Below are 19,823 nucleotides of genomic sequence, written 5' to 3' on the forward strand. Positions count from 1 at the left end.
GGCAGCGCAATGTTACAACGGGGAGACAATAAAGGCGACTTATCGCCGCCTTTATTTACGTTTGTTACTGACTTGTAAAGATTATTTACCTTGATCAGCCAGTCCATCGAGGTAGCGTTCAGCATCCAGCGCGGCCATACAGCCGGTGCCCGCAGAGGTGATCGCCTGACGGTAAATATGGTCCATCACGTCGCCGGCCGCGAACACGCCCGGGATGCTGGTCTGGGTCGCGTTACCGTGAATGCCGGACTGCACTTTGATGTAGCCATTTTCCAGCTCCAGCTGACCGTCGAAGATCGCGGTGTTCGGGCTGTGACCGATCGCCACAAACAGACCCGCCACTTCCAGCGTTTCGACGTTATCGGTGTTCTGGGTATCACGGATACGCAGACCGGCAACGCCCATCTGGTCGCCCGTCACCTCTTCCAGGGTACGGTTGGTGTGCAGCACGATGTTGCCGCTTGCTACTTTATCCATCAGGCGCTTGATCAGGATCTTCTCCGCGCGGAAGGTGTCGCGACGGTGGATCAGATGCACCTCAGAGGCAATGTTCGCCAGGTAGAGCGCTTCTTCCACGGCGGTGTTGCCGCCGCCGATGACCGCGACTTTCTGATTGCGGTAGAAGAAACCGTCGCAGGTTGCGCAGGCAGAAACGCCGCGGCCTTTGAACGCTTCTTCGGATGGCAGACCGAGGTAACGGGCAGAGGCGCCGGTGGCGATGATCAGCGCGTCACAGGTGTATTCGCCGCTGTCGCCCGTCAGGCGGAACGGACGGTTCTGCAGATCGACCTTATTGATGTGATCGAACAAAATTTCGGTTTCGAATTTAGCAGCATGCTCGTGCATACGCTCCATCAGCAGCGGCCCGGTCAGGTCGTTCGGGTCCCCTGGCCAGTTTTCCACTTCGGTGGTGGTGGTCAGCTGACCGCCTTTTTCCATGCCGGTGATGAGTACCGGGTGCAGGTTAGCGCGTGCAGCATAGACCGCCGCGGTATATCCCGCAGGTCCAGAACCAAGGATTAGCAGCTTACTGTGTTTGGCCGTGCCCATGAGATCCCCATTGTTGTTGGCAGACATTTGGCTGGATTGTAGGGAATTTGTTGTCGTAAAAAAAGAGCGCAGCAATTTTGATATCAATCTGTGTAATAGCCACGGACGATGAATAGCGCGCGATAACATCACGCTTTCTCCTGAAAACCGGTCGTTTGTAAGGCAATAAAATGAGGATTAATACCCTGCCGCAATGAATATCCGGCATGTTGTACTAAAAAACGATGTTTTGCTTTGACAATCCCCTGCGCTTTTGCGAAAACATTCAAGGAAGAAGAAAAAACCGTGTTAACCGTATGCCGCATAGGCATGCACGTAAATGCCATTTTTACCGGGTCAGTGAAATCTACGCATGGCGTGGACAGACGCCATACGTGATGTCGGTGACTGCCTTCGGGCAACGGTCTTCTTACCAACAGAACCCGAATCCGCATCGCGTCTAATACATAATCAGGCGATGTGATGACTAACGGGTACAGGCTCTGAACAGTGATGTGCACAGGGTCCAGGCAGGAGTAGGGAAGGAATACAGAGAGACAATAATAATGGTAGATAGCAAGAAGCGCCCTGGCAAAGATCTCGACCGTATCGATCGTAACATTCTTAATGAATTGCAAAAGGATGGGCGTATTTCCAACGTCGAGCTTTCAAAACGTGTGGGACTTTCCCCGACGCCGTGCCTTGAGCGTGTGCGTCGACTGGAAAGACAGGGTTTCATTCAGGGCTATACGGCTCTGCTGAACCCGCATTATCTGGATGCCTCACTTCTGGTATTTGTTGAGATTACTCTGAATCGTGGTGCGCCGGATGTGTTTGAGCAATTTAACGCCGCTGTACAGAAACTTGAAGAAATTCAAGAGTGTCACCTGGTATCCGGTGATTTCGACTACCTGTTGAAAACCCGTGTGCCTGATATGTCCGCCTACCGTAAGCTGCTGGGTGAAACCCTGCTGCGTCTGCCAGGCGTGAACGACACCCGTACCTATGTGGTGATGGAAGAGGTCAAACAGAGCAATCGTCTGGTTATTAAGACGCGCTAACACGGAACAGGTGCAAAATCAGCGTAGTTTGATTACACTCCTGTTAATCCATACAGCAACAGTGCCGGGGATTCCCGGCACTGTTGTCCGTTTTAGCAAACAGGCAGGATATGCCTGATACCTGGAGAGCCTTTCTTGAGCCAGGAATACACTGAAGACAAAGAAGTCACACTATCGAAGCTAAGCAGCGGACGTCGTCTCCTCGAGGCTTTGCTGATTATTATTGCCCTTTTTGCCGTCTGGCTGATGGCAGCCTTACTCAGTTTCAACCCCTCGGATCCCAGCTGGTCACAAACTGCATGGCATGAGCCTATCCATAATTTAGGCGGTGTCCCCGGTGCCTGGCTTGCGGACACGCTGTTTTTCATTTTCGGTGTGATGGCCTATACCCTTCCCGTCATTATCATTGGCGGATGCTGGTTTGCGTGGCGTCATCGTCAGAACGATGATTACATCGACTATTTCGCCGTGTCGCTGCGCCTGATTGGCGCGCTGGCGCTGATCCTCACCTCGTGCGGACTGGCCGCGATTAATGCGGATGATATCTGGTACTTCGCCTCGGGCGGGGTGATCGGCAGTTTACTCAGTTCTGCACTACAGCCGATGCTGCACAGCAGCGGCGGCACGCTGGCGCTGCTCTGCATCTGGGCGGCCGGGCTGACGTTGTTCACCGGCTGGTCCTGGGTGAGCATTGCCGAGAAAATCGGCAGTTTTATTCTCACTATTCTGACCTTCGCCAGCAACCGTACCCGTCGTGACGATACGTGGGTTGATGAAGACGAGTACGAAGAGGAAGAGGAAGATGACGCGCCTGTGCAGCGTCGCGAGTCTCGTCGTGCGCGTATTCTGCGCGGCGCGCTGGCGCGTCGTCAGCGTGTTGCTGAGAAATTTGCCAACCCGCTTGGCCGTAAAACCGATGCGGCGCTCTTCTCCGGTAAACGCATGGATGAAGACGAGCAGGTGGCGTATCGCGCGGCGGGTGTCGCCGTCGATCCTGACGATGTGCTCTTCTCCGGCAGCCGGGCCACGCCGGGTGACTTCGACGAATACGATCCGCTGTTAAATGGCCACTCGGTTACCGAGCCGGTTGCGGCAGCAGCCGCCGCGACGACCGCTGCGCAGGCGTATGCCGCGCCGGTCGACGCTGTGATGCCATCCGCGCCGGTTTCGCCGCCGGAATCCGTTATTCAGCAGCCGCAGGTTGACTGGCAGACTGCGCCCGGTGTTCACACGCCGGAGCCCGTTATCGCACCTGAACCTGAAAGCTACGTCCCTGTGCAGCAGGAGCAGTGGCAGCAGCCTTATCAGCCGCCGCAGCCTGCGTATGAACCGCAAAATTACCCGCACGATGAACAGCCGGTGGCCCAGCCTTATCAGGAGTATGTGCCTGAACCGGTTGAACCTGTGCAGCCTTATGTTGAGCCGCAGCCTGAACCTGAAATCGTGGAAGAGGTGAAGCCCGCCCGTCCACCGCTGTACTATTTCGAAGAAGTCGAAGAGCGTCGTGCGCGTGAACGCGAGCAGCTGGCGGCCTGGTACCAGCCGGTGCCTGAACCGGTGACGAAAGCGCCTTCTGTTTCCGTTCCACCGATCGACCCGACGCCTGCAGTCGCACCGGTAGCGGAAAGCGTGAAGCAGGCTACTGCGGCCGCTGCCGCACCTGTCTTTAGTCTGGCAACAGGGGGCGCGCCACGTCCTCAGGTGAAGGAGGGGATTGGTCCGCAACTGCCTCGCCCTAACCGCGTTCGCGTTCCAACCCGCCGAGAGCTTGCCTCTTATGGTATCAAGCTGCCTTCCCAGCGTATGGCTGAAGAGAAAGCGCGCGAGCCTGACTACGAAGATGACGCCGATGAAATGCAGCAGGACGAGCTGGCGCGCCAGTTCGCTGCGCAGCAGAATCAGCGCTACGGTGAAGAATACCAGCACGATGAACCGGTGCTGGAAGATGAAGAGGACGCGGCAGAAGCAGAACTGGCGCGCCAGTTTGCCGCCACCCAGCAGCAGCGCTATTCCGGTGAGCAACCGGCGGGTGCAAACCCGTTCTCGCTGTCTGATTTTGAATTCTCGCCGATGAAAGATCTGGTGGATGATGGCCCGAGCGAGCCTTTATTTACCCCGAGCGTGATGCCGGAAGCAGCGCCTCTGCGCCAGCAGCCAGCACCACAGACATACTCGCAGCCTCAACAACCTGTTCAGCAGCCGTATGCTCAACCGCAGCAGGCACCACAGCCGCCGCAGTTCCAGCAGCCTGCGCCTCAGCCGCAGGAGAGCCTGATTCACCCGCTGCTGATGCGTAACGGTGACAGTCGTCCGCTGCAGCGTCCAAGCACGCCGCTGCCGTCTCTGGATCTGTTAACGCCGCCGCCGTCAGAAGTGGAACCGGTCGATACCTTCGCGCTCGAACAAATGGCGCGTCTGGTCGAAGCCCGTCTGGCTGACTTCCGCATCAAGGCGGACGTGGTGAACTACTCACCGGGTCCTGTTATCACCCGTTTTGAACTGAACCTGGCGCCGGGCGTAAAAGCCGCGCGTATTTCCAACCTGTCCCGCGACCTGGCGCGTTCTCTGTCGACCGTGGCGGTACGTGTGGTGGAAGTGATCCCGGGCAAACCGTACGTTGGGCTTGAGCTGCCGAACAAGAAACGTCAGACCGTCTACCTGCGTGAAGTGCTGGATAACACCAAATTCCGCGATAACCCATCCCCGCTGACCGTGGTGCTGGGCAAAGATATCGCGGGCGATCCGGTGGTGGCGGATCTCGCGAAAATGCCTCACCTGCTGGTCGCGGGTACTACCGGTTCCGGTAAGTCTGTCGGTGTGAACGCCATGATCCTCAGCATGCTGTATAAAGCGCAGCCGGAAGATGTGCGTTTCATCATGATCGACCCGAAAATGCTCGAACTGTCGGTCTATGAAGGCATCCCGCATCTGCTGACCGAAGTTGTGACCGATATGAAAGATGCTGCCAACGCCCTGCGCTGGAGCGTCAATGAGATGGAACGCCGCTACAAGCTGATGTCTGCGCTGGGCGTGCGTAACCTGGCCGGTTATAACGAGAAAATCGCCCAGGCGGTGCGCATGGGACGTCCGATTCCGGATCCTTACTGGAAACCGGGTGACAGCATGGATGCCCAGCATCCGGTGCTCGAAAAACTGCCTTATATCGTCGTGCTGGTCGATGAATTCGCTGACCTGATGATGACCGTCGGTAAGAAAGTGGAAGAGTTGATTGCCCGTCTGGCGCAGAAAGCGCGTGCGGCCGGTATTCACCTTGTGCTGGCGACCCAGCGTCCTTCTGTGGACGTTATTACCGGCCTTATCAAAGCGAACATTCCGACGCGTATCGCCTTTACCGTATCAAGTAAAATTGACTCCCGTACCATTCTTGACCAGGGCGGTGCAGAGTCGCTGCTGGGTATGGGTGACATGCTCTATTCCGGCCCGAACTCCACCTCTCCGGTGCGTGTCCACGGTGCGTTCGTCCGCGATGAGGAAGTTCACGCCGTCGTCCAGGACTGGAAAGCGCGCGGTCGTCCACAATATGTTGACGGCATTACCAGCGATACGGAAAGCGAAGGCGGCGGCGGTGGCTTCGACGGCGGCGAAGAGCTGGATCCGTTATTCGATCAGGCGGTTAGCTTCGTTACCGAAAAACGCAAAGCCTCCATCTCTGGGGTGCAGCGTCAGTTCCGCATCGGCTATAACCGCGCGGCGCGTATCATCGAGCAGATGGAAGCGCAGGGCATTGTGAGCGAGCAGGGGCATAACGGTAACCGCGAGGTGCTGGCACCGCCGCCGTTTGATTAACCTTCAGCGATTGCAAAGAAGGGTAAATCAGCCAAAATTAAGCATTTTCTTCTGTCGCCTGCCTTCGGGCAGGTCCAGAATAGAAGACGGAAACCCCATATCGGGAAGACGTATTTTAAGGAATAACAATGAAAAAAATCGCCATCGCCTGTGCATTACTCACCAGTTTTGTCGCCAGCAGCGTCTGGGCTGATGCAGCCAGCGACCTTAAAAGCCGACTGGATAAAGTAAGCAGCTTCCACGCCAGCTTCACGCAAAAAGTGACTGACGGCAGCGGCAACGCGGTGCAGGAAGGCCAGGGAGATTTGTGGGTAAAACGCCCAAATTTGTTCAACTGGCACATGACCCAGCCGGATGAGAGCATCCTGGTGTCTGACGGCAAAACCTTATGGTTCTTCAACCCGTTCGTTGAGCAGGCTACGGCGACTTGGCTGAAGGATGCCACCAGCAATACGCCGTTTATGCTGATTGCCCGTAACCAGGCCAGCGACTGGCAGCAGTACAATATTAAACAGACGGGTGACGAGTTTGTCCTGACGCCGAAAGGCAGCAACGGCAACCTGAAGCAGTTCACCATTAACGTAAGCACCAACGGTACCATCAATCAGTTCGGCGCGGTTGAGCAGGACGATCAGCGCAGCAGCTACCAGCTTAAATCTCAGCAGAACGGCGCCGTTGATGCATCGAAATTCACCTTTACCCCGCCGCAGGGCGTAACGGTGGACGACCAACGCAATAAGTAAGAGGCGTGAGTGGGCAATCTGTCGCTCGATTTTTCAGATAACGCGTTTCAACCTCTGGCCGCTCGCATGCGGCCAGAAAATTTAGCGCAGTACATCGGCCAGCAGCACCTGCTGGCTGCCGGTAAGCCATTGCCGCGCGCTATTGAGGCCGGACATCTTCACTCCATGATCCTCTGGGGCCCCCCTGGTACCGGCAAGACCACGCTTGCAGAAGTGATCGCCCGCTATGCCAACGCGGACGTTGAACGCATCTCGGCGGTCACCTCCGGCGTGAAAGAGATCCGTGAGGCGATCGAGCGTGCGCGGCAGAACCGCAATGCCGGGCGGCGCACCATCCTCTTCGTGGACGAAGTCCACCGCTTCAACAAGAGCCAGCAGGATGCCTTCCTGCCGCATATTGAAGACGGCACGATCTTCTTCATCGGCGCGACCACCGAAAACCCGTCGTTTGAGCTGAACTCGGCGCTGCTCTCCCGCGCGCGCGTTTACCTGCTCAAATCGCTGACGACCGAGGATATCGAAAAGGTTCTTACTCAGGCGATGGACGACAAAGCGCGGGGCTACGGCGGGCAGGATATCGTTCTGCCTGACGACACGCGTCGTGCGATTGCCGAGCTGGTCAACGGCGATGCGCGTCGGGCGCTGAATACGCTGGAAATGATGGCCGATATGGCCGAAGTCGACGATGCCGGGAAGCGGGTGCTGAAGCAGGAGCTGCTCACCGAAATTGCCGGGGAGCGCAGCGCGCGTTTCGATAACAAAGGCGACCGTTTTTACGACCTGATCTCGGCGCTGCATAAGTCCGTGCGCGGCAGCGCGCCGGATGCGGCGCTTTACTGGTACGCGCGCATTATCACTGCGGGCGGCGATCCGTTATACGTCGCGCGTCGCTGCCTGGCGATTGCATCAGAAGATGTCGGCAATGCCGATCCTCGCGCTATGCAGGTCGCGCTTTCGGCCTGGGACTGCTTCACCCGCGTTGGACCCGCGGAAGGCGAACGTGCCATAGCGCAGGCGATTGTCTATCTGGCCTGCGCGCCGAAAAGCAATGCGGTTTATACCGCCTTCAAAGCGGCGATGTCCGACGCGCGCGAACGGCCGGACTACGATGTGCCGGTTCACCTGCGTAACGCGCCGACCAGGCTGATGAAAGAGATGGGTTACGGGCAGGAGTATCGCTACGCTCACGACGAACCCAATGCCTACGCTGCCGGGGAGGAATATTTCCCGCAGGAGATGGCACAAACGCGCTATTATCACCCCACAAACAGAGGTCTTGAGGGCAAGATTGGTGAAAAGCTCACCTGGCTCGCCGGACAGGATCAAAATAGCCCTATAAAACGCTACCGTTAGTTCAATCGTTGCGGTAATGTTGGCAATGTATCCTTGTGGCCGCAGGCTGTGGTCACATTTTCCTATTTTAATTCGATAAGCACAGGATAAGCATGCTCGATCCCAATCTGCTGCGTAATGAGCCAGACGCAGTCGCTGAAAAACTGGCACGCCGGGGCTTTAAGCTGGATGTAGATAAGCTGCGCGCTCTTGAAGAGCGTCGTAAAGTTCTGCAGGTACAAACTGAAAATCTGCAGGCAGAGCGTAACTCTCGATCGAAATCCATCGGCCAGGCGAAAGCGCGCGGGGAAGATATTGAGCCATTACGCCTGGAAGTGAACAAACTGGGTGAAGAACTGGATCAGGCGAAAGCTGAGCTGGACGTTCTTCAGACCGAGATTCGTGATATTGCCCTGGCTATCCCGAATATTCCTGACGACAGCGTGCCTGTCGGCAAAGATGAAAACGACAACGTTGAAGTGAAACGCTGGGGCACGCCTCGTGAGTTTGACTTCGAGGTGCGCGATCACGTGACGCTGGGCGAAATGCACGCGGGCCTGGACTTTGCGGCAGCGGTTAAGCTGACCGGCTCTCGCTTCGTGGTGATGAAAGGCCAGATTGCCCATCTGCACCGTGCGCTGGCGCAGTTCATGCTGGATCTGCACACCGAGCAGCACGGTTACAGCGAAACCTACGTACCGTATCTGGTTAACCACGATACGCTGTACGGTACGGGCCAACTGCCGAAATTTGCCGGCGATCTGTTCCACACCCGTCCGCTGGACGAGGAAGCCGACAGCAGCAACTACGCGCTGATCCCAACCGCGGAGGTGCCGCTAACTAACCTCGTGCGTGATGAGATCATCGACGAAGACGATCTGCCGATCAAACTGACGGCGCACTCTCCGTGCTTCCGTTCTGAAGCCGGTTCTTACGGTCGCGACACGCGCGGTCTGATCCGTATGCACCAGTTCGACAAAGTCGAGATGGTGCAGATCGTCCGTCCTGAAGAATCCATGGACGCTCTGGAAGAGATGACCGGCCACGCTGAGAAAGTGCTGGAGCTGCTGGGTCTGCCGTACCGTCGTATGGCGCTGTGTACCGGTGATATGGGCTTTGGCGCCTGCAAGACCTTCGATCTGGAAGTGTGGGTGCCTGCGCAGAACACCTACCGTGAAATCTCCTCCTGCTCTAACGTCTGGGATTTCCAGGCGCGCCGCATGCAGGCTCGCTGCCGCAGCAAATCTGACAAGAAAACCCGTCTGGTGCATACCCTGAACGGTTCTGGTCTGGCTGTAGGCCGTACGCTGGTTGCCGTGCTGGAAAACTACCAGCAGGCAGACGGTCGTATTGAGATCCCTGAAGTGCTGCGTCCATACATGAAAGGCCAGCAGTACATCGGCTAATATTTGTCTTAAAACAAAAAAGCGCCTCAGGGCGCTTTTTTTATGCCTTTGATTTGATACGAAGCAATAACCTCTCCCTCTAAAGTAGTAATACTCCTCCGAATGAAAGTCAGCACAAAAAGCTGATAACGAAGATATTCGTTATATATAAAACTACATAGCGGTATGCGCCGCCTCTCTTTTCTTTGTGAGCAACCAAAGTGAGTCTCTATGAAAATCAACGCGCCTGAAGCATTAATGGCTGCCGAGGTCACTCGCCGTGGGTTGATGAAAACCACGGCCATAGGCGGCCTGGCCGTAGCCAGCAGTGCCTTCACGCTCCCCTTTACCCGACTGGCGTCGGCGGCAGAGGCTCTGTCCCCGGCCACTGCCCCGGAAAAAGTGGTGTGGAGTGCCTGTACCGTAAACTGCGGTAGCCGTTGTCCGCTGCGTATGCATGTGGTGGATGGTGAAATTAAATATGTCGAAACCGACAATACCGGGGACGATAACTACGAAGGGTTACATCAGGTCCGTGCCTGCCTGCGTGGTCGCTCCATGCGTCGTCGTGTCTATAATCCGGACCGCCTGAAATACCCGATGAAGCGCGTCGGTAAGCGCGGGGAAGGGAAGTTCGAGCGAATTAGCTGGGATGAAGCCTACGACATCATCGCCACCAATATGCAGCGCCTTATCAAAGAGTACGGCAACGAATCCATCTACCTGAACTACGGCACCGGGACGCTCGGCGGCACGCTGACCCGCTCCTGGCCACCAGGTAAAACGCTGGTGGCGCGCCTGATGAACTGCTGCGGCGGTTATCTCAATCACTATGGTGACTACTCTTCGGCGCAGATCGCTGCTGGCCTGAACTACACCTATGGCGGCTGGGCGGACGGCAACAGCCCGTCTGATATCGAAAACAGTAAGCTGGTCGTCCTGTTTGGTAACAATCCGGGCGAAACCCGCATGAGCGGCGGCGGGGTGACCTACTACCTCGAACAGGCCCGCGCTAAATCCAATGCCCGCATGATCATCATCGATCCGCGCTATACCGACACCGGTGCCGGACGCGAAGATGAGTGGATCCCCATTCGTCCGGGTACCGATGCGGCGCTGGTCTCCGCCCTGGCGTGGGTGATGATCACAGAGAACCTTGTCGATCAGTCTTTCCTGGATAAATACTGCGTCGGCTATGACGAGAAAACCCTGCCCGCCAGCGCGCCGGCAAACGGTCACTACAAGGCGTATATCCTCGGTCAGGGCAGCGATGGTGTAGCAAAAACGCCGGAATGGGCGTCCACCATCACCGGCATCCCGCCAGAGCGTATCGTTCAGCTGGCGCGTGAGATTGGCTCAGCCAAACCGGCCTATATCAGCCAGGGCTGGGGGCCGCAGCGTCATGCGAACGGTGAAATCGCGACCCGTGCCATCTCCATGCTCTCCATTCTGACCGGCAACGTCGGCATTCACGGCGGTAACACCGGCGCGCGTGAAGGCTCATATGAAGTGCCGTTCGAACGTATGCCGACGCTGGATAACCCGGTTCAGACCAGCATCTCCATGTTTATGTGGACCGATGCGATCGAACGGGGTCCGGAAATGACCGCCCTGCGCGACGGCGTACGCGGCAAAGACAAGCTGGACGTGCCGATCAAGATGATCTGGAACTATGCCGGTAACTGTCTCATTAACCAGCATTCAGAAATCAACCGCACCCATGAAATCCTGCAGGATGACAAGAAGTGCGAGATGATTGTAGTGATCGACTGCCACATGACCTCCTCGGCGATATATGCCGATATCCTGCTACCGGACTGCACCGCCTCTGAGCAGATGGATTTCGCGCTGGACGCCTCCTGCGGCAACATGTCCTACGTGATCTTTACTGACCAGGCTATTAAACCGCGCTTCGAGTGCAAAACCATCTATGAGATGACCTCTGAGCTGGCGAAACGTCTTGGCGTTGAGCAGCAGTTTACCGAGGGACGTACTCAGGAAGGGTGGATGCGTCATCTGCATGAACTCTCCCGTAAAGCGATCCCTGACCTGCCGGACTTCGACACCTTCCGCAAGCAGGGTATGTACAAACAGCGCGATCCGGAAGGGCATCACGTAGCGTATAAAGCGTTCCGTGAAGATCCTCAGGCGAACCCGTTGACCACGCCGTCGGGCAAAATCGAAATCTACTCCGAAGAGCTGGCAAAAATCGCGTCGACCTGGGAGCTGCCGGAAGGAGACGTTATCGATCCGCTGCCGATCTACACGCCAGGTTTCGAAAACTACAACGATCCGCTGACGGCGAAATTCCCGCTGCAGCTGACCGGTTTCCACTACAAAGCGCGCGTGCACTCCACCTACGGCAACGTCGACGTGCTGAAAGCCGCCTGCCGTCAGGAGATGTGGATCAACCCGATGGATGCTAAAGCACGCGGCATCAGCAATGGCGATCGCGTACGCATCTTCAACGGTCGCGGCGAGGTGCACATTGAGGCCAAAGTGACGCCGCGCATGATGCCAGGCGTGGTGGCGCTGGGGGAAGGGGCCTGGTACAGCCCTGATGCCAACCGCATCGACCAGGCGGGCAGTATTAACGTGCTGACCACGCAGCGTCCGTCGCCGCTGGCGAAGGGCAACCCATCCCACACAAACCTTGTCCAGGTTGAAAAGGTTTAAGGAGTAGCCGATGACAACCCAGTATGGATTTTTTATTGATTCCAGCCGTTGCACCGGGTGCAAAACCTGCGAGCTGGCCTGTAAAGATTACAAAGACCTGACCCCGGACGTCAGCTTCCGCCGCATTTACGAATACGCCGGTGGCGACTGGCAGGAAGATAACGGCGTCTGGCATCAGAACGTCTTTGCGTACTACCTGTCGATTGCCTGTAACCATTGTGAAGATCCGGCCTGTACCAAGGTCTGCCCGAGCGGTGCGATGCACAAGCGCGAAGACGGTTTTGTGGTGGTGGATGAAGATGTCTGTATCGGCTGCCGCTACTGCCATATGGCCTGTCCGTATGGCGCGCCACAGTACAACGCTGCCAAGGGCCATATGACCAAATGCGATGGTTGCCACACCCGCGTAGCGGATGGCAAAAAGCCGATTTGCGTCGAGTCCTGTCCGCTGCGCGCGCTGGACTTCGGCCCGATTGAAGAGCTGCGTCAGAAACACGGTCAGCTCGCCGCCGTGGCACCGCTGCCGTCTGCGCACTTCACGAAGCCGAGTATTGTGATTAAACCTAACGCCAACAGCCGTCCTACAGGTGACACCACCGGCTACCTGGCAAATCCGAAGGAGGTGTGAGATGGGAAGTGGATGGCATGAATGGCCGCTGATGATCTTCACGGTCTTTGGCCAGTGCGTGGCGGGCGGTTTCATTGTGCTCGCGCTGGCGTTGTTAAAAGGGAACCTCAATGCCGAACAGCAGCAGCGTCTGGTGTTGAGCATGTTTGGCCTGTGGGTGCTGATGGGAATTGGCTTTATCGCCTCCACTCTGCACCTGGGTTCACCGATGCGCGCGTTCAACTCTCTAAACCGCGTGGGAGCCTCATCCCTCAGTAACGAGATTGCCAGCGGGGCAATTTTCTTTGCCGTCGGTGGTCTGGGCTGGTTGCTGGCCGCGATGAAGAAATTGCCTGCGGGTCTGCGCAGCCTGTGGCTGATCCTGACCATGGTGCTGGGCGTGGTGTTCGTGTGGATGATGGTGCGTGTGTATAACACTATCGATACCGTTCCAACCTGGTACAGCGTCTGGACGCCGATGAGCTTCTTCCTGACGATGTTTATCGGCGGGCCGCTGCTGGGCTACCTGCTGCTGCGCGTGGCGGGTGTCGACGGATGGGCAATGCGTTTGCTGCCCGCTGTTTCGCTGCTGGCGCTGGTAGTGAGTGCGATGGTCGCCCTGATGCAGGGTTCTGAACTGGCAACCATTCACAGCTCTATCCAGCAGGCCTCTGCCCTGGTGCCGGACTACGGTTCTCTGATGGCCTGGCGTATCGTTCTGCTGGTCGCTGCGCTGGTATTCTGGATTGCTCCTCAGCTCAAAGGCTATCAGCCTGCGCTGCCGCTGTTGTCACTGGCTTTTGTGCTGGTACTGGCGGGTGAGCTGATTGGTCGCGGCGTGTTCTATGGATTGCATATGACCGTTGGTATGGCTGTCGCCAGCTAACGTTGCATTTGGTTATATCAAGCCGGGCCAGAGTGCCCGGCTTTTTCTTTTTTCGATCATGAAATTTTTCGACTGTCGTGTTGTTTTAATTTTGCCCATTAATAAATGAAAACAGAGACATAATTAATATCTATAGCAGGCGTGGCATTAGCAGGATAAGTTTTTTAAATCGACAGGGAACATATTGTGCGAGGCGGCTAAATCAGTGGATTGACTTTGTTTTTGCCAGTGGCATGATGCGCACGAAATCTGAACTTCCTCACGGTTTTTAATCCATGACCACCTATACCCGGCCAGTGCTGCTGTTGCTCTGTGGCCTGCTTCTGTTGACCCTGGCGATCGCAGTGTTAAATACGCTCGTCCCGCTTTGGCTCGCCCATGAAAACTTACCGACCTGGCAGGTGGGTATGGTCAGCTCGTCCTTTTTTACCGGGAACCTGCTTGGTACGCTGGTGACCGGGAGCCTGATTAAGCGCTTTGGCTTTAACCGCAGCTATTATCTGGCCTCGCTGATTTTCGCCGCCGGGTGTGCCGGGCTGGGCCTGATGGTCGGCTTCTGGAGCTGGATGGCATGGCGCTTTATCGCTGGCGTAGGCTGCGCGATGATTTGGGTGGTGGTTGAAAGTGCGCTGATGTGCAGCGGCACCTCCCGCAACCGCGGACGCCTGCTGGCGGCCTATATGATGGTTTACTACGTCGGCACCGTGCTGGGACAACTGATGGTCAGCAAGCTGCCAACCGACCTGATGAGCGTTCTGCCGTGGGTAACGGGCATGGTGCTGGCCGCGATCCTGCCGCTGCTCTTCACGCGCATTGTGAACCAGAACAGCGAGCATCAGGAAGCGACACACGTCTGGCCAATGCTCAGACTCCGTCAGGCGCGTCTGGGCGTTAACGGCTGCATTATCTCGGGGATTGTACTGGGCTCGCTCTATGGCCTGATGCCGCTCTATCTTAATCATCAGGGCGTCAGCGATTCCGGAATTGGCTTCTGGATGGCGGTCATGGTAAGCGCGGGTATTGTCGGGCAGTGGCCGATTGGCCGTCTGGCGGATCGTTTCGGTCGTCTGCTGGTGCTGCGCGTTCAGGTCTTCGTGGTGATCATGGGCTGTCTTGCCATGCTCAGCAACGCCGCGATGGCGCCTGCGCTGTTTATTCTCGGGGCCGCCGGCTTTACGCTCTATCCGGTTGCGATGGCCTGGGCCTGTGAGAAAGTAGAACATCACCAGCTGGTGGCAATGAACCAGGCGCTGTTACTGAGCTATACCATCGGCAGTTTATTAGGGCCGACGTTTACCGCGATGCTGATGCAGAATTACTCTGATAATTTATTGTTTATCATGATCGCCAGCGTATCGTTTATTTATCTCTTAATGCTGCTGCGCAAAGCGGGCGAACACCCAACGCCTGTGGCTCATGCCTGATGAATTAAAAGCCTGTCGATGACAGGCTTTTTTGTCCCCACCACAACTCAGAGTTTTACTTATTGTTTGTTTATTGTGCCGGACGATAATTCAGGTGAGTCCTACCACAATAAGGCAGCAATCATGTCTATTCGTCGTTTTTCCACTACCGCACTGGCCGTAGTGTTGTCTTTAACGTTTGCAACGGCTCCGGTCATGGCTAATCCTGGCAACGGGAATGGCAATGGTCACGGAAACGGTGGCGGACAGGGTAACAGCGGCAGTCATGGAAACGGGAATTCTGGTAACCATGGCAATAAGCAAAATAACGGTCAGGATAACCCTGGAAAATCGGATAAGAGCGTTAAAAGCAGTAAAGATGTCGGTAGCGATGTCGACGCTCGCGTGAGTTTCGATCATGCCCGCCATCTGGCGCTGAATTATGGCTTAACGGGCTATAAGTCTCTGCCTCCGGGTATCGCGAAAAACCTGGCGCGTGGTAAGCCGTTGCCTCCGGGGATTGCGAAGAAGGCCGTGCCAGCCTCAATGCTGGACCAGCTTCCTTCCTATCCAGGCTATGAGTGGCGGGTAGTGGGTGACGACCTGGTCTTAATTGCACTGAGTACAGCTATTGTGACGTCCGTTATTAACGGCGTCTTTAAATAGAATATAAAAAGGCCCGGTTCTCACCGGGCCTTTCTTTAATACATTACCTTGTGGCCGTACTGTTCAAGAATATCTTTGACGCGTTCCATCGTCTCTTTCTTCGGCGGCTTCACGCCATCGAGTTTGTACTCTTCACCCATTGCCACCCACTTATGTTTACCCAGCTCGTGATAGGGCAGAAGCTCGATTTTCTCGACGTTGCCCATATCGCGAGTAAATTCCCCGAGGCGGTGCGCGGAGTCGTCGTCGTCTGACCAGCCAGGCACCACCACGTAGCGGATCCAGGTTTTAATGCCTTTATCGGCAATGTATTTGGCAAATTCCAGCGTGCGGTGGTTTGAAACACCAACGAGGTTCTGGTGGATCTCATCGTTCATCTGTTTGAGATCGAGCATCACCAGATCGGTCACTTCGAGCAGCTCGTCGATAACCGGATCGTAGCGACGTACAAAGCCGTTGGTATCGAGACAGGTATGAATGCCTTCTTTGCGGCAGGCGCGGAACCAGTCGCGGACAAATTCAGCCTGCAGAATGGCTTCACCGCCGGATGCGGTGACGCCGCCGCCGGAGGCGTTCATAAAGTGGCGATAGGTCACCACCTCTTTCATCAGATCGTCGACGGTGACTTCTTTACCGCCGTGCGTGTCCCAGGTGTCTCGGTTATGGCAGTACAGGCAGCGCATCAGGCAGCCCTGGAAAAAGGTGATAAAGCGGATACCCGGGCCATCGACGGTGCCACAGGATTCAAAGGAGTGAATACGACCAATAGTTGACATTGCGGTGATATCTCCATCATCGGCCCGTCCCGGGCCTGTGTATGCACAGCTCAAAGCCGGCTGTGTTAAGTCTGTTTTGGCTGTTATCCATTCAGTATAGATAGCGGACAAAAGAGACTGAGGTGGAGAGGGTGCTAAAAAGGCCCCACTGACGTGGAGCCTTTATTGTACGCTTGTTAACGCGTGATTTCAGTCAATTCCACTTACATGGACTGAGTGAAAGTACGGGTGATAACGTCCTGCTGCTGTTCTTTAGTCAGGGAGTTAAAACGTACTGCGTAGCCAGATACGCGGATGGTCAGCTGAGGATATTTCTCAGGGTGTTCCATCGCGTCGAGCAGCATTTCACGGTTCATAACGTTCACGTTCAGGTGCTGACCACCTTCGATGGACGCTTCGTGGTGGAAGTAACCATCCATCAGACCCGCGAGGTTAGTTTTACGCACTTCGTCGTCTTTACCCAGCGCGTTTGGCACGATAGAGAAGGTGTAAGAGATACCATCTTTCGCGTAAGCAAACGGCAGTTTAGCAACGGAGGTCAGAGAGGCAACCGCACCTTTCTGGTCACGACCGTGCATTGGGTTAGCACCTGGGCCGAATGGCGCGCCAGCACGACGACCGTCTGGGGTGTTACCGGTTTTCTTACCATACACAACGTTAGAGGTGATGGTCAGAACAGACTGAGTCGGGATAGCGTTACGGTAGGTAGTCAGTTTCTGAATTTTCTTCATGAAACGTTCTACCAGGTCAACCGCCATGTCATCAACGCGAGAATCGTTGTTACCAAACTGCGGATATTCGCCTTCGATTTCGAAGTCGATAGCCAGACCGTCTTCGTCACGAATTGGTTTAACTTTCGCATATTTGATTGCAGACAGGGAGTCAGCAGCAACGGACAGACCTGCGATACCACACGCCATGGTGCGGATAACGTCACGGTCGTGCAGCGCCATCAGAGAAGCTTCGTAGCTGTACTTGTCGTGCATGTAGTGGATAACGTTCAGCGCAGTGACGTACTGTTTCGCCAGCCAGTCCATGAAGTGATCCATGCGGTCCATCACTTCGTCGAAGTTCAGAACGTCGCCTTTGATCGGTTCAGACTTAGGACCAACCTGCATTTTCAGTTTTTCATCAACGCCGCCGTTGATTGCGTACAGCATGGTTTTCGCCAGGTTTGCACGCGCACCGAAGAACTGCATTTGTTTACCAACAACCATTGGGCTTACGCAGCAAGCGATAGCGTAATCGTCGTTGTTGAAGTCCGGACGCATCAGGTCATCGTTCTCGTACTGCAGAGAAGAGGTGTCGATGGACACTTTAGCGGCGAATTTCTTGAAGTTCAGAGGCAGTTTTTCAGACCACAGAACGGTGATGTTCGGCTCCGGAGAAGGACCCATGGTGTACAGGGTGTTCAGGAAGCGGAAGCTGTTTTTGGTCACCAGAGTACGGCCGTCAACGCCCATACCGCCGATGGATTCAGTTGCCCAGATTGGGTCACCGGAGAACAGCTCATCGTATTCAGGCGTACGCAGGAAGCGAACCATACGCAGTTTCATGACCAGGTGGTCAATCATTTCCTGAGCGTCTTGTTCGGTGATTTTGCCTGCTTTCAGGTCACGTTCGATGTAAGCATCCAGGAAGGTGGATACGCGACCGAAGGACATCGCTGCACCGTTCTGAGACTTAACTGCGGCCAGGTAGCCGAAGTAGGTCCACTGGATAGCTTCCTGAGCGTTGGTAGCAGGACCAGAGATATCGCAGCCATATTTAGCCGCCATCTCTTTGATCTGACCCAGCGCGCGGTGCTGTTCAGCGATTTCTTCACGCAGACGGATAGTCGCTTCCAGGTTTACGCCGTTTTCCAGATCGGACTGCAGAGACACGAACTGAGCGTATTTGTCTTTCATCAGGAAGTCGATACCGTACAGCGCAACGCGACGGTAGTCACCGATGATACGGCCACGGCCATACGCATCTGGCAGACCAGTCAGAACGCCAGATTTACGGCAGTTCAGAATGTCTTTGGTGTAAACATCGAATACACCCTGGTTGTGGGTTTTGCGGTATTCGGTGAAGATTTTTTTCAGCATTGGGTCCAGCTCGCGGTTATACGCTTTGCAGGAACCTTCAACCATTTTGATGCCACCGAACGGGATGATTGCGCGTTTCAGTGGTGCTTCAGTCTGCAGACCAACGATTTTCTCAAGGGCTTTGTTGATATAGCCAGCATCGTGAGAAGTGATGGTGGAAGCAACGGAGGTGTCAAAATCAACTGGCGCGTGAGTGCGGTTTTCCAGTTTAACGCCTTCCATTACGCTGTCCCACAGCTTGGTGGTCGCGTCAGTTGCGCCAGCCAGGAAGGATTCGTCACCTTCATACGGGGTATAGTTTTTCTGAATGAAGTCACGTACGTTTACTTCATTCTGCCAGTCACCTTTCGCAAAACCTTCCCAGGCTGTGGCTAACTTTTCATTAAGCTCGGACATGTAACACCTACCTTCTTAAGTGGATTTTTTATTTACTGCCTGAGAAAACCATCAATGATGATCGTCGCCACGCAGGTAAATGACCCAGTATGTCAACCCAACTAACAGACCCCCACCGATAATGTTCCCGATAGTGACAGGGATCAGGTTATCAGTAATGAAATTCATAATAGTCAGGTGAGAGAAACTTTCCGGGGATGAACCAACTGCGGTCCAGAACTCCGGGCTCGCAAAGTCGCGGATAACAATGCCCATTGGGATCATGAACATATTCGCGATACTGTGCTCAAAGCCGCTGGCAACGAACATCGCAACCGGCAGAACCATAATTAAGGCTTTGTCCATCAGGCTACGACCCGAGTAGCTCATCCATACAGCCAGGCAGACCATCAGGTTAGCGAGGATGCCGAGAGCAACGGCTTCGATAAATGTGTGGTGCATTTTGTGGTCGGCGGTTTGCAGGACGTTAAGGCCCCAGCCACCGTTGGCGGTCATGTACTCGCCAGAAAGCCACATCAACAAAACAAAGAGCAGACAGCCAACCAGGTTACCCACGTAGACGTTAAGCCAGTTACGTGCCAGCTGACCCCAGGTAATTCTTCCGCTGGCCTTGGCCACGACAATCAGCACCGTTGAGGTGAAGAGGTCGGCGCCGCAGATGACGCAGAGAATCAGACCCAGTGAGAAGCAAATGCCGCCAATCAGTTTGGCCATGCCGAAAGGCATTCCGGCTGTACCGGTGGTGGCGGTGATGTAGAAGACGAAAGCGATAGAGATGAACACACCAGCCGTGATCGCCAGATAGAACGTCTTCATCGGGTGTTTCGTTGCTTTATAGACACCCGCTTCTTCGGCAACTTTAGCCATTGCAGCGGGGAGTAAAAGATCAAAAGGGTTGTCAGCTTTCACACTAACTCTCTCTTTATTAAGTCGGCGACGAGATACTAACAAAGCATTATAGAAGAG

At 55.3% G+C, this 19,823-nt stretch carries 14 protein-coding genes; 10 read left to right on the forward strand and 4 right to left on the reverse strand.

Features of this window, described 5'->3' with window-relative positions; translation table 11 throughout:
- Positions 1-81 precede the first annotated feature (81 nt).
- Complete coding sequence (trxB, locus tag OTG14_RS03115) at positions 82-1,050, reverse strand: thioredoxin-disulfide reductase (protein ID WP_267214572.1); 969 nt, start codon at positions 1,048-1,050, stop codon at positions 82-84.
- A 545-nt stretch (positions 1,051-1,595) separates the two neighbouring features.
- Between trxB and lrp the strand changes: the two genes are divergently transcribed.
- From lrp to OTG14_RS03165, 10 genes are all read left to right on the forward strand, one after another.
- Positions 1,596-2,090 carry a leucine-responsive transcriptional regulator Lrp gene (lrp, locus tag OTG14_RS03120; protein WP_000228469.1) on the forward strand — a complete coding sequence of 165 codons (495 nt, stop codon included), beginning with the start codon at positions 1,596-1,598 and terminating at the stop codon, positions 2,088-2,090.
- Between the two features lie 135 nt (positions 2,091-2,225).
- The gene (locus OTG14_RS03125; protein ID WP_267214573.1) at positions 2,226-5,897 is read left to right on the forward strand and encodes a DNA translocase FtsK 4TM domain-containing protein; all 3,672 of its coding nucleotides are present in this window, start codon (positions 2,226-2,228) and stop codon (positions 5,895-5,897) included.
- Positions 5,898-6,025: 128 nt separating this feature from the next.
- A complete protein-coding gene (gene lolA / locus OTG14_RS03130) occupies positions 6,026-6,640 on the forward strand; it encodes an outer membrane lipoprotein periplasmic chaperone LolA (protein ID WP_032639238.1) in 615 nt (204 codons plus the stop codon).
- A gap of 9 nt (positions 6,641-6,649) precedes the next feature.
- Positions 6,650-7,993 (forward strand): replication-associated recombination protein RarA, encoded by a 1,344-nt coding sequence (rarA, locus tag OTG14_RS03135; protein ID WP_024907805.1) that lies wholly within the window; start codon positions 6,650-6,652, stop codon positions 7,991-7,993.
- A gap of 92 nt (positions 7,994-8,085) precedes the next feature.
- The gene (gene serS, locus OTG14_RS03140) at positions 8,086-9,378 is read left to right on the forward strand and encodes a serine--tRNA ligase (protein ID WP_047071876.1); all 1,293 of its coding nucleotides are present in this window, start codon (positions 8,086-8,088) and stop codon (positions 9,376-9,378) included.
- Positions 9,379-9,588: 210 nt separating this feature from the next.
- A complete protein-coding gene (gene dmsA, locus OTG14_RS03145) occupies positions 9,589-12,033 on the forward strand; it encodes a dimethylsulfoxide reductase subunit A (protein WP_048990985.1) in 2,445 nt (814 codons plus the stop codon).
- 10 nt (positions 12,034-12,043) lie between these two features.
- The gene (locus OTG14_RS03150; protein WP_021240882.1) at positions 12,044-12,661 is read left to right on the forward strand and encodes a DMSO/selenate family reductase complex B subunit; all 618 of its coding nucleotides are present in this window, start codon (positions 12,044-12,046) and stop codon (positions 12,659-12,661) included.
- Between the two features lies 1 nt (position 12,662).
- Positions 12,663-13,526, forward strand: coding sequence for a dimethyl sulfoxide reductase anchor subunit family protein (locus OTG14_RS03155; protein ID WP_267214574.1), 864 nt, complete (start codon positions 12,663-12,665; stop codon positions 13,524-13,526).
- Positions 13,527-13,801: 275 nt separating this feature from the next.
- Positions 13,802-14,950 carry an MFS transporter gene (locus tag OTG14_RS03160; protein ID WP_008499979.1) on the forward strand — a complete coding sequence of 383 codons (1,149 nt, stop codon included), beginning with the start codon at positions 13,802-13,804 and terminating at the stop codon, positions 14,948-14,950.
- Between the two features lie 123 nt (positions 14,951-15,073).
- Positions 15,074-15,595 carry an anti-virulence regulator CigR family protein gene (locus OTG14_RS03165; protein ID WP_267214575.1) on the forward strand — a complete coding sequence of 174 codons (522 nt, stop codon included), beginning with the start codon at positions 15,074-15,076 and terminating at the stop codon, positions 15,593-15,595.
- A gap of 35 nt (positions 15,596-15,630) precedes the next feature.
- On the opposite strand, the gene pflA is transcribed toward OTG14_RS03165, so the two are convergent.
- The 3 genes from pflA to focA form a co-directional block, all read right to left on the reverse strand.
- Positions 15,631-16,371, reverse strand: coding sequence for a pyruvate formate lyase 1-activating protein (pflA, locus tag OTG14_RS03170; protein ID WP_267214576.1), 741 nt, complete (start codon positions 16,369-16,371; stop codon positions 15,631-15,633).
- Between the two features lie 203 nt (positions 16,372-16,574).
- Entirely contained in the window at positions 16,575-18,857 is a 2,283-nt protein-coding gene (gene pflB / locus OTG14_RS03175) for a formate C-acetyltransferase (RefSeq protein ID WP_023310992.1), read from the reverse strand.
- Positions 18,858-18,908: 51 nt separating this feature from the next.
- Complete coding sequence (gene focA / locus OTG14_RS03180; protein WP_008499974.1) at positions 18,909-19,766, reverse strand: formate transporter FocA; 858 nt, start codon at positions 19,764-19,766, stop codon at positions 18,909-18,911.
- Positions 19,767-19,823: the final 57 nt, after the last annotated feature.

The organism is Enterobacter pseudoroggenkampii (assembly GCF_026420145.1).
GTDB lineage: Bacteria > Pseudomonadota > Gammaproteobacteria > Enterobacterales > Enterobacteriaceae > Enterobacter > Enterobacter pseudoroggenkampii.